Here is a 12,906-nt window from a genome sequence, read left to right as displayed (position 1 = left end):
AAAACGTGGCCACTCCGACCGAATTCAGGCTGCCGCGCTACGGGCAGGACCCCGAAGGCACGCACCCGCCCCTCGGCTTCACCGGCTACCGCTCGACGGCGCTGCGGCACCCGAAGCAGGACCTCCTGCTGCTGCCGCAGATGCTGACCGAGGTCACCGGCCCGCTGCTCGGCCCCGGCCGCCTCGGCGAGCACGACAACGACCTCACCCGCCAGCACGAGGGCGAGCCACAAGGGCAGCGGATCATCGTCACCGGCCGGCTCCTCGACGGCGACGGCCGTCCGGTGCGCGACTCGCTCATCGAGATCTGGCAGGCCAACGCCGGCGGCCGCTACCGCCACACCGGCGACCGCTGGCCGTCGCCGCTGGACCCGAACTTCGACGGCGTCGGGCGCACCCTGACCGACAGGGACGGCCGCTACACCTTCACCACCATCAAGCCCGGCGCGTACCCGTGGAAGAACCACGACAACGCCTGGCGCCCCGCGCACATCCACTTCTCGGTGTTCGGCTCGGCGTTCACGCAGCGGCTGGTCACCCAGATGTACTTCCCGGACGACCCGCTCTTCTCCCAGGACCCGATCTTCAACTCGATCCCGGACGAGAAGGCCCGGCAGCGCATGGTCTCCCGCTACGACCACGAGGTCACCCAGTCCGAGTGGGCGCTCGGGTTCCAGTTCGACATCGTGCTGCGCGGGCGGGACGCGTCGGTGTTCGAAGAGGAAGAGGACGAGGACGAATGACCAAGCTGCTGCCCACCCCGTCGCAGACCGTCGGCCCGTACCTCTCGATCGGGCTGCCCTGGCCGGACGGTCCGCACGTGGTGCCCGAAGGCACGCCCGGCGCGTTCTGGATCCGCGGCACCGTCCGGGACGGCAACGGCGACCCGGTCCCGGACGCCATGATCGAGACGTGGCAGGCCGACCCGGACGGCGGCTTCCGCCACCCCGACGACCCGCGCGGCGAGGCGGCCGGCGACTTTCGCGGTTTCGGCCGCTGCCCGACCGAAACCGATGGGACGTACGGAATCCTCACGCTGCTGCCGGGCCCGGTGCCGGGCGAGCACGGCACCACGCAGGCGCGCCACATCGACGTCTCGGTGTTCGCCCGCGGCCTGCTCAACCGGGTCGTCACGCGGATTTACTTCGAGGACCAGGACAACTCCGCCGACCCGGTGCTGGCGACGGTGCCGGAGGAGCGGCGCGGCACGCTGATCGCGGCGAAGAGCGACGACGGCTACCGCTTCGACGTGCGGCTGCAGGGTGACGGCGAGACGGTGTTCTTCGCCGTATGAACGGAGGTGGGAACGTGGGCGCCGTGCGGGTGCACCGGGTCGTGGAAGGCCCGGAGGACGGGCCGGTGGTGGTGTTCGGCGGGTCGCTGGGCAGCGACGTCCGGATGTGGGAGCCGCAGGTCGTGCCGCTGCTCGAACGCGGCTTCCGCGTGGTCCGCTACGACACGCGCGGGCACGGCGCCTCGCCGGTGCCGCCCGGGCCGTACGAAATCGGCGACCTGGGTGACGACGTCCTCGCGCTGCTCGACGAGCTCGAGGTCGCGCGGGCGCACCTGGTCGGCCTGTCGCTGGGCGCGATGACCGGCATGTGGCTCGGCGCCCACGCGCCCGACCGGGTCGCGAGCCTGGTGCTCTGCTGCACGTCGGCGAAGCTGGGGCCGCCGCGGATGTGGGCGGACCGGGCCCGCACAGTCCGCGCCGAAGGCACCGCCGCGGTCGCCGAGGCCGGGGTCGCCCGCTGGCTGACCCCCGCGTACGCCCAGCGGCACCCGGACCGCGCCGCGTTCCTGCGTTCGATGATCGCCGGGGTCCCGGCCGAGGGCTACGCGGCCTGCTGCGGCGCGATCGAGCGGATGGACCAGCTCGACGCGCTGCCGAAGATCACCGCACCGACCCTGGTCATCGCGGGCGCCGAAGACCCGTCCACCCCGCCGGAGGGGCACGCCGACCTGATCGCGGCGGGCATCCCCGGCGCGCGGCTGGAGGTCGTCGCGGACGCGGCGCACCTGGGCAGCTACGAGCGGCCCGAAGAGTTCACCCGGCTGATCCTGGACCACTTGGAGCGAGCGTGACCGACCGCCACGAGCAGGGCATGAAGGTGCGGCGCGAGGTGCTCGGCGACGAGCACGTCGACCGCGCGGTCGCGGGCACGACGGAGTTCAGCCGGCCGTTCCAGGACTACATCACCGAAGGCGCGTGGGGCTCGGTCTGGGCCCGCGACGGCCTGGACCGCCGGACGCGCAGCTGCGTCACGCTCGCGGCGCTGACCGCGCTGCAGGCGCACAACGAGCTGGCGATGCACGTCCGGGCCGCGATCCGCAACGGCCTGACGGCGGCGGAGATCGGCGAGGTCCTGCTGCACACGGCGGTCTACGCGGGTGCCCCAGCGGCGAACGCGGCGTTCGCCATCGCGCAGCGCACCCTGGCCGAGCTCGGCGAGCCGACCGCCCGCCCCGCCGACGCCGGATAGGGTGCGGTCATGGACGTGGGGAGGCAGGGCGAAGCCGAGGCCGACACCGAACCGGCGCAACGCGGTGCCCACCACGTGCAGTCGCTGGAGCGCGGCCTGGCCGTGATCAAGGCGTTCCACGCGGAGGCGCCGGAGCTGACCTTGAGCGACGTGGCCCGGTCGACGGGCCTCACCCGCGCCGCGGCCCGCCGGTTCCTGCTGACCCTGACCGACCTGGGGTACGTCCGCACCGACGGCAAGTACTTCTCCCTCACGGCCCGCGTGCTGGAGCTGGGGTATTCGTACCTGTCGAGCATGACGCTGCCGGAGGTCGCGCAGCCGCACCTGGAGCAGCTGTCGGCGCGGGTGCACGAGTCCAGTTCGGTGTCGGTCCTGGAGGGAACGGACATCGTCTACGTGGCCCGGGTGGCGGTCTCCCGCATCATGACGGTGAGCATCAACGTGGGAACCCGCTTCCCGGCGTACGCGACCTCGATGGGGCACGTCCTGCTGGCCGGCCTGAGCCGGGCGGAGCTGGAAGCGTTTTTCGTGGTGGCGAAGTTCGACCCGCTGACGGATCGCACGGTCACCGTGCCCGACGTGCTCCGCGCGGAACTGGCCAAGGTGACCGAACAAGGCTGGGCAATGGTCGACCAGGAGCTGGAGGAAGGCCTCAGATCGGTGGCGGCCCCGATCCACGACCGCCGCGGCCGGGTGGTGGCGGCGGTGAACCTGTCAACGCACGCGAGCCGCACAACGGCGGAGTCGGTGGAGAGGGACTTGGTACCCCCCTTGCTGGAGACGGCGAGGGCGATCGAGGCCGACTTGGCGATCGGCGCCCCAGGCCGGGCCCATGCCTGACAACGGCCGGGCATTCGGCCCGGTGGTGGCGGCGGCCGAACCCGCGCCCGGGGTCGCTGGGCAAGCATTGGGTGCGCCGGTCGGTCCGGCGGCTGGGGCTGCCGACCGGGCGTTAACCGCGCCGGGCGAGGCCGGGAGTACTCACCAGGCGATCGGCGCGCCGATGACCCAGCCCGTCGCCAGGAAGCCGGTGCGCCGATGACTCCGGCCACCCCACCCGTCGCTGGCCTGCTGCTAGCCGCCGGGGCCGGGCGGCGGTTCGGGGGACCCAAAGCCCTCGCCGAACTCGACGGGCGGCCCCTCGTCCTCCGCGCCCTCGACACCCTCTCCGTCGCCGGCTGCGACCCCGTCCGCGTTGTCCTCGGCGCCGCCGCCGAACAAGTACGCGCCCTCCTGCCCGATCCGCGCCAAGCCGTCTTCGCCGAAAGCTGGGAGACCGGCATGGGTGCCTCCCTCAAAGCCGGCCTCGCCGCACTCTCCGCGGAACCCGGCCCGGTCGCCGCCCTCGTGCACCTCGTCGACCTGCCGTGGGTCGGCGCCGACGTCCTCACCCGCGTCGCCGCGAACGCCACCACCGGAACCGTCGCCCGCGCCTCCTACGACGGCGTTCCCGGCCATCCCGTTCTCTTCGGCCGCCGCTGGTGGTCCGAAATCGCCGGCTCCGCCCAGGGCGACCGCGGTGCCCGGGACTGGCTGTCCACCCGCTCCGACCTGACACTCATCGAATGCGGGGACCTCGGCAGCGGCCGGGACGTCGACCGCCGGGCCGATCTGCCCGGCCGGTGACCAGCGTGCCGCCTACGATCGACAACGTGACCGACTCGCCTGAAGAACTCGCCGCCGCGCTGGACGCGACCGGGTACCTCGCCGACGACGGGCTCGCCACCGCCGGGTTCCTCGCCCTGCGGATGGGCCGCCCCCTCTTCTGCGAAGGCGAACCCGGCACCGGCAAGACCTCGCTCGCCATCGCCCTGGCCACCGCGCTGGAGCGCCCGCTCATCCGCCTCCAGTGCCACGAAGGCATCGACGCCGCCCAGGCGCTCTACGAATGGGACTTCCCCCGCCAGCTCCTGCACCTGCGCGCCCTCGAGGCCGCCGGCGACGGGCACCTCGACGTCGAGGCCGCCGAACGCTCGCTCTACACCGAACGCTTCCTGCTGGCCCGGCCGCTCCTGCAGGCCCTCACCGCGCCGTGCGTCTTGCTCGTGGACGAGATCGACCGCGCCGACGACGAGTTCGAAGCCTTCCTCCTGCAGCTGCTCGACGAGCACGCCGTCACCATCCCCGAATACGGCGAAGTCCGCGCCGAACACCCGCCGCTGGTGGTGCTGACCTCGAACCGGACGCGCGAAGTGCACGACGCCCTCAAGCGCCGCTGCCTCTACCACTGGCTGGAACACCCCGACCTGGCGCGGGAGGTCATCATCCTGCGCCGGCGGATCCCCGAGATCGGTGAGGTCCTGGCCCTCCAGGTCGCCGAGGCGGTGCACCGCCTCCGCGAGATGGACCTGCTCAAGCCGCCGGGGGTGGCGGAGTCGCTCGACTGGGCCCGCGCCCTGCTGGCGCTGCACCGCGACGAACTGGACGCGGCATCGGCGGCCCGGACGCTCGGAGCCGTCCTGAAGTACAGCGAAGACCTCGACCGCGTCCGCGCGAAACTCGACGCGCTGTTCGCCTGAGCGTCCACAAAGGACGGAAGAATTAAATGCGTTGCCCGGTGCGCCGGGCTCCGGCATCCTTTTCCCAACACCGCGGGAACCACCGCCGAGAGGAGGAGATCGTGAACCGGCAAACGCACCGCTGCGGCACGATCTCCCGTGCCGTTCGCTGAATCTTCCTGAAGGCTCTTCGCGCCCACCCCTCGCTACCTCGGGTCGGTCGCCGCGAAGAGCGCGGTCTGCGCCCGTCCGGGGAGGGACGTGCGCGCAGACCGCCCCGTCCCGGTAGCTCAGCAGGACAGAGCGCGGCGCTACGAACGCCGAGGTCCGAGGTTCGACTCCTCGCCGGGACGCCAAAAACGAGCCCCCGTTTCCACGCTAGCGGAGGGCACCGACGATCTCCGTCGCCCGACGGCGCCTTGTCCACAGGGCCGGCTGTCGCCGGGTGAGCGCACAATGGAGTCATGACCACCGCCGCCGATCCCGTCGCCGGGTACGCCGGGTTCGCCGCCGCCCTGCGGGAGGCCGGTGTCGCCTGCGATGCCCATCGGGTGCAGGCCTACCTGGCTGCGGTCGCCGAGATCGATGTCGCCGAACCCACCCAGCTCTACTGGGCCGGCCGGCTCACCCTCTGCTCCAGCCCCGACGACCTCCCCTGCTACGAAGAAGCGTTCAGCCAGTGGTTCGCCATCGAGACGACCAAGCCGCAACGCGCGAAAGCCGCCGCGCCCAAGCAGGCCCGCATCGCGCCGCTCGTCGACGCCGACGGTGGGCAGACCACCACCGAAGACGCACCTGACCAGCTCAAAGTCGCCGCCAGCGCGCAAGAGGTCCTGCGCCACCGCGACCTCGCCGCCCTCACCACCGCCGAACGCGAACACCTCCGGGAGCTCCTCGCGACCCTGAGGCCCGTCCCCCCGACACGCCCGGCCGCGCGCCGGACGCCGTCGCGCCGGGGACGGCTCGACCCCTCCCGCACCCTGCGCGCCATGCTCGCCAGCGGCGGCGAACCCGTGAAGCTGCAGCACGTCCGCCGCGGCAGCCGGCCGCGCCGGGTCGTGCTGCTCATCGACGTCTCGGGCTCGATGTCGCCCTACGCCGACGCCCTGCTGCGCTTCGCCCACGTCCTGACGCGGTCGGCGCCCCAGTCCGTCGAGGTCTTCACGCTCGGCACGCGTCTCACGCGGGTCTCGCGCCAGCTGCGGCAACGCGACCCCGAACGCGCCATGCTCGCCGCGGGCTCGGCCGTGCCCGACTTCGCGGGCGGCACCCGGCTCGGCGAGACGCTGCAGGCCTTCCTCGACCGCTGGGGCCAGCGCGGGGTCGCGCGCCGCGCCGTGGTCACCGTCTTCTCCGACGGCTGGGAACGCGGCGACACCGGCCTGCTCGGCGAGCAGCTCGCGCGCCTGCGCCGGCTCGCGCACGCCGTATTCTGGGTGAATCCGCACGCCGGCCGTGCGGGGTACGCTCCGGTCCAGTCGGGCATCGTGGCCGCGCTGCCCCACATCGACCGGCTCCTGGCCGGGCACACCCTGGCCACCTTGGAACGACTGCTCGGGGAGATTTCCGATGCGTGACGTACTCGACGACGTGTTCCGCCGCTGGTCCGACGGCGAGACGGTCGGCCTCGGCACCGTGGTCGCGACCTTCTCCTCGGCGCCGCGCGCGCCCGGGGCCGCGATGGTCGTCGCGCCCGACGGGACCGTCGCCGGCAGCGTGTCCGGCGGCTGCGTCGAAGGCGCGGTCTACGAGCTCGCGCAGGAGGTCGTCGCCGAGCGCAAGCCGGTGCTACAGCGCTACGGCGTCACCGACGACGACGCGTTCGCGGTCGGCCTGACCTGCGGTGGAATCATCGACATCTACGTCGAGCACGTCGACCGCGCGTCGATGCCGGAGCTCGGTGACGTCGTCGCGTCGGTGCGTGGCGGCGAGCCCGTCGCGGTCGTCACGGTCATCGAGCACGAGCGCGAGGGCCTGGTCGGCGAGCACATGATCGTCTGGCCGGACCGGACCGCGGGCTCGCTCGGGTCGTCGCGGATGGACGACGCGGTCGCCGACGACGCGCGCGGCCTGCTGGCCAGCGGCCGCACCGGCACGCTGCACTACGGCCCGGACGGGCAGCGCCGCGGCGAAGGCATGGCGGTGTTCGTCAACTCGTTCGAGCCGCCGCCCCGGCTGCTGGTCTTCGGCGCGATCGACTTCGCCGCCGCGATGGCCCGCATGGGCGCCTACCTCGGCTACCAGGTCACGGTCTGCGATGCGCGGCCGGTGTTCGCCACCAGCAGCCGTTTCCCGGACGCGCACGACGTCGTCGTCGACTGGCCGCACCGCTACCTGACGGCGGAGGCCGAGGCGGGCCGGATCGACCAGCGCACGGCGATCGCGGTGCTGACCCATGACCCGAAGTTCGACGTGCCGCTGCTGGAGGTCGCGCTGCGCCTCGACGTCGGCTACGTCGGCGCGATGGGCTCCCGCAAGACGCACGACGACCGCTTCGCCCGCCTGCGCGAAGCCGGGATCACCGAGGCGGAGCTGGAAAGGCTGTCCTCGCCGATCGGCCTCGACCTCGGTGCGCGAACCCCGGAGGAGACGGCGGTGTCCATCGCGGCCGAGATCATCGCGCTGCGGTGGGGCGGCGGCGGAAAGCGGCTCGCCGAACTCACCGGGCGCATCCACGGCTGACCGCTGGTCCAGGTGGCCCACAAAAGTTCACCCATCCGGACTTCCGCAGATGCGGCTTCTAGTGCGTAAGCGCAGCGCATCTGCGGAACAAGTAGTTGAACGTGTGACATCAGGACTTGTCCGCGCGAAGGTCGCGTAGCACGCTCGGGAGTCTGTGAGCCCGATCACGGTCGGGCGGGCCGTTCCCGAACCGGCTTTTGGAGGCCTGATGCGCATCACCGTCACCGTCGACGGGACGAAGTACACCGACGAAGTCGAGCCCCGCACCCTGCTCGTGCACCACCTGCGCGAAAAACTCGGCAAGGTCGGCACCGTCGTCGGCTGCGACACGAGCAACTGCGGCGCCTGCACCGTCCACCTGGACGGGCACAGCGTGAAGTCCTGCTCCGTCCTGGCCGTCCAGGCCGACGGCTGCGAGGTCACCACCATCGAAGGCCTCGCCCGCGACGGGCAGCTGCACCCCGTGCAGAAGGCCTTCAACGACAACCACGCACTGCAGTGCGGGTTCTGCACGCCCGGCATGATCATGCAGTCGATCGACCTCCTGGCCGACAACCCGGACCCCGACGAACAGGCCGTCCGCGAAGGTCTCGAAGGCAACCTCTGCCGCTGCACCGGCTACCAGAACATCGTCCGCGCGGTCCGCGACGCCGCGCAGCACATGAGCCCCGGCGCCGGCCCCGAAGCCGAGCGCATCGCCGAGACCAAGCACGTCGGCGTGGGTGGTGACTGATGACCGCCACGATCGAACCGGAAGTCGGCAAGTCCCGTCGCCGCAAGGAAGACGAGCGGCTGATCACCGGCCGCACCCGCTGGACCGACAACATCGCGCTGCCCGGGATGCTGCACATGGCGGTCCTGCGCAGCCCGTTCGCGCACGCCAAGATCGTCTCGATCGACACGTCGGCGGCCAAGGGCGCGTCGGGCGTCGTCGCCGTGTACACCGGCAAGGACCTCGACCCCGACGGCGCGATCGGCATGCCCTGCGCGTGGCCGATCACGCCGGACATGAAGGCGCCGCGCCGCCCGGTGCTCGCCTCCGACACGGTCAACTTCGCCGGTGAAGGCGTCGCGGTCGTCGTCGCACGCACGTCCGCCGAAGCGCACGACGCGCTCGAGGAGATCGACGTCGAGTACGACGAGCTGCCGGTGATCCTCGACATGGAAGCCGCCATCGCCGACGGCGCCCCGCTGGTCCACGAGGACCTGGGCACCAACACGAGCGCGGTCTGGAAGTTCGACTCGGCCGAGGCCGGCACCGGCGGCAACGTCGAAGACGCGATCAGCTCGTCTGAGGTCGTGCTCAAGCGCCGGTTCCGCCAGCAGCGCCTCGTCCCGGCGTTCATGGAGCCGCGCGCCTGCGTCGTCGACCCGACCAGCACGCAGATCACCATGTGGGCGGCCACGCAGGTCCCGCACATCCTGCGCGTGATGTCGGCGTTGACGCTCGGGATCCCCGAGCACAAGCTGCGCGTGATCGCCCCGGACGTCGGCGGCGGTTTCGGCGGCAAGATCGGCGTCCTGCCCGAAGAGATGATGTCGCTGCTCGTCGCGCAGAAGCTCGGCAAGCCGGTCAAGTGGAACGAGACGCGGTCGGAGACCATGCTCGCCGCGCACCACGGCCGCGACCAGATCCAGGACATCACCATCTCGGCGACCCGCGACGGCCAGGTCACCGGCCTCAAGGTCGAGCTGCTCGCCAACCTCGGCGCGTACAACGGCCTCGTCGGCCCCGGCGTGCCGATCCTCGGCGCGTTCATGTTCAACGCGATCTACAAGATCCCGGCATACCACTTCGCGTGCACCAACGTGTACACGACGACGACGCTGACCGACGCCTACCGCGGCGCCGGCCGGCCCGAGGCGACGTTCGCGATCGAGCGGATCATGGACGAGCTCGCCGTCGAGCTCGGCGTGGACCCGATGGAGCTGCGCGAGAAGAACTGGATCAAGCACGAGGAGTTCCCGTTCACCACGGTGTGCGGGCTGACCTACGACTCCGGCAACTACGAAGCCGCCACCGAAAAGGCCAAGCAGCTCTTCGACTACGACGGCCTGCGCGCCGAACAGGACAAGCGCCGCAAGGCGGGCGACAAGGTCCAGCTCGGCATCGGCATCTCGACGTTCACCGAGATGTGCGGGCTCGCGCCGTCGCGGGTGCTCGGCTCGCTGGACTACGGCGCCGGCGGCTGGGAGTACGCGTCGATCCGGATGCTGCCGACCGGCAAGGTCGAGGTCACGACCGGCGCGTCCGCGCACGGCCAGGGCCACGAGACGGCGTGGAGCCAGATCGTCGCCGACCAGCTGGGCGTCGCGTTCGAGGACGTCGAGATCCTGCACGGCGACACCCAGTCGTCGCACAAGGGCATGGACACCTACGGCTCGCGGTCGCTGGTGGTCGGCGGCATCGCCGTCATCAAGGCCGCCGAGAAGGTGATCGCCAAGGCGAAGCCGATCGCGGCGCACCTGCTCGAATGCGCCGAGGACGACCTCGAGTTCGCCGGCGGCAAGTTCACGGTCAAGGGCACCGACACGTCCACGACCATGGGCGACATCGCGCTCGCGGTCTTCGCGGCGCACAACCTGCCCGACGGTGTCGAGCCGTCGCTCGACTCGGACGCCACGTTCGACCCGGAGAACTTCTCGTTCCCGCACGGCACGCACCTGTGCGCCGCCGAGGTGGACACCGAGACGGGCCGGATCAAGCTGCGTTCCTACGTCTGTGTCGACGACGTCGGCGTCGCGGTGAACCCGCTGATCGTCGAGGGCCAGGTGCACGGCGGGCTCGCGCAGGGCATCGCGCAGGCGCTGTTCGAAGGCACCGAACACGACGACAGCGGCACGCTCACCACCGGCACGTTCGCCGACTACCTGCTGCCGTCGGCGGCCGACCTGCCGTCGTTCACCACCGACCGCACGGAGACGCCGGCGACGTCCAACCCGCTCGGCGCCAAGGGCGTCGGCGAGGCGGGCACCATCGCGTCCACCCCGGCGGTGGTCAACGCGGTGATCGACGCGGTGCGGCAGTTCGGCGTGAACGACATCGAGATGCCGTTGACGCCGATGCGGGTGTGGCACGCCATCCAGCACGGCACGACCGACGCGGGCGGCCCCGGCCGCGGCGAAGCGGGCGGCGGGCTCGGTTCCATCGACGCCACCGGAGGTGCGCAGTGATCCCGGCTTCCTTCGACTACGTCCGCCCGTCCACAGTGGACGAAGCGGTGCAGGCGCTGGCGTCGGCGGGCGAGGACGCCAAGGTGCTGGCGGGCGGGCAGAGCCTGCTGCCGGTGCTGCGGATGCGGCTGGCCGCGCCGACGACGCTGATCGACCTCGGGCGCGTCGCGGAGCTGCGCGGCGTGCGGGAGGAGGGCGACGAGCTGGTCATCGGCGCGATGACCACGCACTACGACGTCCAGCGGGACGCGTTGGTGGCCGAGCACGCGGCGTTGCTCAAGGAAGCGACGGACACGGTGGCCGACCCGCAGATCCGCCACCGCGGGACTTTGGGCGGCGCGATCGCGCACGCCGACCCGGCGGGCGACCTGCTGGCGCCGGTGCTCGCGCTGGAGGCGTCGCTGGTGATCGCCGGGCCGTCCGGGCGCCGGACGGTGCCGGCCGCGGAGTTCTTCCAGGACCTGTTCACGACGGCGCTGGCGCCGGACGAACTGCTGGTCGAGGTCCGCGTGCCCAAGCACACCGGGTGGCGGGCGCACTACGAGAAGTTCAACCGGGTCGCCCAGGCGTGGTCGATGGTCGCGGTCGCGGTCACCGTCCGCACCGAGGCGGGCGTCATCGAGGAGGCCCGGGTCGCGCTGACGAACATGGGCTCGACGCCGGTCCGGGCGTCCGGTGTCGAAGCGGCGCTGGTCGGCGTGCAGGCGTCGGCCGATTCGATCGCCGCGGCGGCGTCGCACGCGGCGGAGGGCACGAACCCGCCGGTCGACAGCAACGCCGACGTCGAGTACCGCCGCCACCTGGCCCAGGTGCTGACGGGCCGCGCGATCGCGGCGGCGGCCGGAGCCTGACGCGTCACACCCTGGCCGTCGCCGCGGCGGCGGCTAGGGTGGGCATCAGACCCGTCGTCTTCAGGAAGGAGGTCGGCCCGTGCGGCTCGACCACGAATTCACCGTCCCGGCACCGATCGGCGAGGTCTGGCAGGCGGTCGTCGACCCCGAGCGCGTCGCCCCGTGCATGCCGGGCGCCACGCTGACGAAGGTCGAAGGCGACAAGTTCAGCGGCACGGTGAAGGTCAAGCTCGGGCCGATCTCGTTGCTGTACAAGGGGAACGGCGAGTTCCTGGAGAAGGACGACGCCGCCCACAAGGTCACGATCAAGGCATCGGGCAAGGACTCCCGCGGAGCGGGCACGGCGGCGGCAACGGTAACGCTGACGCTGACGGAGGCCGACGGCGGAACCCACGGCGCGGTGGCGACGGACCTGTCGATCACGGGCAAGCCGGCCCAGTTCGGTCGCGGCCTGATCAGCGAGGTGGGCGGCAAGATCCTCGACACGTTCGCGGGGTGCTTGTCGGGCAAGCTGGCCCCGGCGGCTTCGCCGGCGCCATCGCCAGTGGCCGCAGCGCCGACACCGGAGCCGACCGCGACTGCGGAGCCGGTGGCCAAGCCGGCCCCGGCGGTCAAACCGGCCCCGACGACGGCAGAGATCAACACGGACCCGAAGCCGGCGGCAACATCGGCGGACCGCCCACCGTTGCGAAGCGTCCCGGCGGCCCCGGAGACGGAAGCGATCGACTTGCTCGACTACGCGGGGCAGTCGGTGCTGAAGCGGTTGGCGCCGGTACTGCTCGGCATCGCGGCGATCGTGGGCTTGGTGGCGATCATCCGCGCCTTGCGCAAGTAGGAGTTTCTCCGGAGCGAAGCCGAGCCGGGCGCGCTGGCCGAGGCTTGCCACCCAGTGTTGCGGCGCTGGTCAGGCCGCGGCGCTTTCGCCTGGCCTCGGCCAGGCCGCGTGTGAGTTTGTACTGGCGGGCGGCCCGCGCGGGGCATCGGCGCTGCGAGCTTGAGCCGCGCTAAGTGGTCGCGGCCGGGGCATTCGCGCTGCACGCCGAGCCGGGCAGTCGGTGATCTTGCTCCTCCCATGGCGAGGGTGGGACCGCTGAGGTGGGATTCCCACTTCGGCGTTCCCAGGTTCGCGTTCCCGGCCCCGCGTTCTCGGGTCCGTTTTCCCCGGGCGATGATCCGCTCGTGCGCCGCTGAGCTGGGTGGATCTACCCTGCGCGGGTG

The 12,906-nt window shown here is 71.9% G+C and carries 13 protein-coding genes and 1 tRNA gene; all 14 read left to right on the top strand.

The window, feature by feature from the left end:
• Positions 1 to 5 precede the first annotated feature (5 nt).
• The 14 genes from pcaH to ACZ7OH_RS19900 all read left to right on the top strand — a co-directional run bounded on the left by pcaH (position 6) and on the right by ACZ7OH_RS19900 (position 12,523).
• Positions 6 to 743 carry a protocatechuate 3,4-dioxygenase subunit beta gene (pcaH, locus tag ACZ7OH_RS19965; RefSeq protein WP_470282112.1) on the top strand — a complete coding sequence of 246 codons (738 nt, stop codon included), beginning with the start codon at positions 6 to 8 and terminating at the stop codon, positions 741 to 743.
• Positions 740 to 1,294, top strand: coding sequence for a protocatechuate 3,4-dioxygenase subunit alpha (gene pcaG, locus ACZ7OH_RS19960; RefSeq protein ID WP_470282111.1), 555 nt, complete (start codon positions 740 to 742; stop codon positions 1,292 to 1,294). The genes pcaH and pcaG overlap by 4 nt, the downstream gene beginning before the upstream one ends.
• A 14-nt stretch (positions 1,295 to 1,308) precedes the next feature.
• Positions 1,309 to 2,085 carry a 3-oxoadipate enol-lactonase gene (gene pcaD, locus ACZ7OH_RS19955; RefSeq protein ID WP_470282110.1) on the top strand — a complete coding sequence of 259 codons (777 nt, stop codon included), beginning with the start codon at positions 1,309 to 1,311 and terminating at the stop codon, positions 2,083 to 2,085.
• Positions 2,082 to 2,483: a 4-carboxymuconolactone decarboxylase gene (gene pcaC, locus ACZ7OH_RS19950; RefSeq protein ID WP_470282109.1), complete on the top strand. Its 402-nt coding sequence runs from the start codon at positions 2,082 to 2,084 to the stop codon at positions 2,481 to 2,483. The genes pcaD and pcaC overlap by 4 nt, the downstream gene beginning before the upstream one ends.
• Before the next feature lie 9 nt (positions 2,484 to 2,492).
• Complete coding sequence (locus tag ACZ7OH_RS19945) at positions 2,493 to 3,323, top strand: IclR family transcriptional regulator domain-containing protein (RefSeq protein WP_470282108.1); 831 nt, start codon at positions 2,493 to 2,495, stop codon at positions 3,321 to 3,323.
• A 198-nt stretch (positions 3,324 to 3,521) separates the two neighbouring features.
• On the top strand, positions 3,522 to 4,109 hold the full coding sequence (locus tag ACZ7OH_RS19940; protein ID WP_470282107.1) for a nucleotidyltransferase family protein: 588 nt from the start codon (positions 3,522 to 3,524) through the stop codon (positions 4,107 to 4,109).
• Between the two features lie 26 nt (positions 4,110 to 4,135).
• A complete protein-coding gene (locus tag ACZ7OH_RS19935) occupies positions 4,136 to 5,002 on the top strand; it encodes an AAA family ATPase (RefSeq protein ID WP_470282106.1) in 867 nt (288 codons plus the stop codon).
• Between the two features lie 258 nt (positions 5,003 to 5,260).
• Positions 5,261 to 5,337, top strand: a tRNA-Arg gene (locus ACZ7OH_RS19930).
• Between the two features lie 108 nt (positions 5,338 to 5,445).
• Entirely contained in the window at positions 5,446 to 6,558 is a 1,113-nt protein-coding gene (locus tag ACZ7OH_RS19925) for a vWA domain-containing protein (protein WP_470282105.1), read from the top strand.
• Entirely contained in the window at positions 6,551 to 7,663 is a 1,113-nt protein-coding gene (locus ACZ7OH_RS19920; RefSeq protein WP_400903556.1) for an XdhC family protein, read from the top strand. Before ACZ7OH_RS19925 ends, ACZ7OH_RS19920 begins: the two co-directional genes overlap by 8 nt.
• A gap of 208 nt (positions 7,664 to 7,871) precedes the next feature.
• Entirely contained in the window at positions 7,872 to 8,396 is a 525-nt protein-coding gene (locus tag ACZ7OH_RS19915) for a (2Fe-2S)-binding protein (protein WP_372670547.1), read from the top strand.
• The gene (locus ACZ7OH_RS19910; RefSeq protein ID WP_470282104.1) at positions 8,396 to 10,837 is read left to right on the top strand and encodes a xanthine dehydrogenase family protein molybdopterin-binding subunit; all 2,442 of its coding nucleotides are present in this window, start codon (positions 8,396 to 8,398) and stop codon (positions 10,835 to 10,837) included. Before ACZ7OH_RS19915 ends, ACZ7OH_RS19910 begins: the two co-directional genes overlap by 1 nt.
• A complete protein-coding gene (locus tag ACZ7OH_RS19905) occupies positions 10,834 to 11,688 on the top strand; it encodes an FAD binding domain-containing protein (RefSeq protein ID WP_400903559.1) in 855 nt (284 codons plus the stop codon). Before ACZ7OH_RS19910 ends, ACZ7OH_RS19905 begins: the two co-directional genes overlap by 4 nt.
• Positions 11,689 to 11,767: 79 nt before the next feature.
• Positions 11,768 to 12,523 (top strand): SRPBCC family protein, encoded by a 756-nt coding sequence (locus ACZ7OH_RS19900; protein ID WP_470282103.1) that lies wholly within the window; start codon positions 11,768 to 11,770, stop codon positions 12,521 to 12,523.
• Positions 12,524 to 12,906: the final 383 nt, after the last annotated feature.

Source organism: Amycolatopsis sp. NPDC114478 (assembly GCF_055633805.1).
Note: the sequence above shows the minus strand (reverse complement) of the source record. Positions and strands in the feature narration are given on the sequence as shown.

Bases quoted from the DNA above. Each gene is read 5' to 3' on its own strand.
- ACZ7OH_RS19910 (WP_470282104.1), top strand. From the start codon at position 8,396: ATGACCGCCACGATCGAACCGGAAGTCGGCAAGTCCCGTCGCCGCAAG.
- ACZ7OH_RS19945 (WP_470282108.1), top strand. From the start codon at position 2,493: ATGGACGTGGGGAGGCAGGGCGAAGCCGAGGCCGACACCGAACCGGCG.
- ACZ7OH_RS19925 (WP_470282105.1), top strand. From the start codon at position 5,446: ATGACCACCGCCGCCGATCCCGTCGCCGGGTACGCCGGGTTCGCCGCC.
- pcaG (WP_470282111.1), top strand. From the start codon at position 740: ATGACCAAGCTGCTGCCCACCCCGTCGCAGACCGTCGGCCCGTACCTC.
- ACZ7OH_RS19940 (WP_470282107.1), top strand. From the start codon at position 3,522: ATGACTCCGGCCACCCCACCCGTCGCTGGCCTGCTGCTAGCCGCCGGG.
- ACZ7OH_RS19915 (WP_372670547.1), top strand. From the start codon at position 7,872: ATGCGCATCACCGTCACCGTCGACGGGACGAAGTACACCGACGAAGTC.
- ACZ7OH_RS19920 (WP_400903556.1), top strand. From the start codon at position 6,551: ATGCGTGACGTACTCGACGACGTGTTCCGCCGCTGGTCCGACGGCGAG.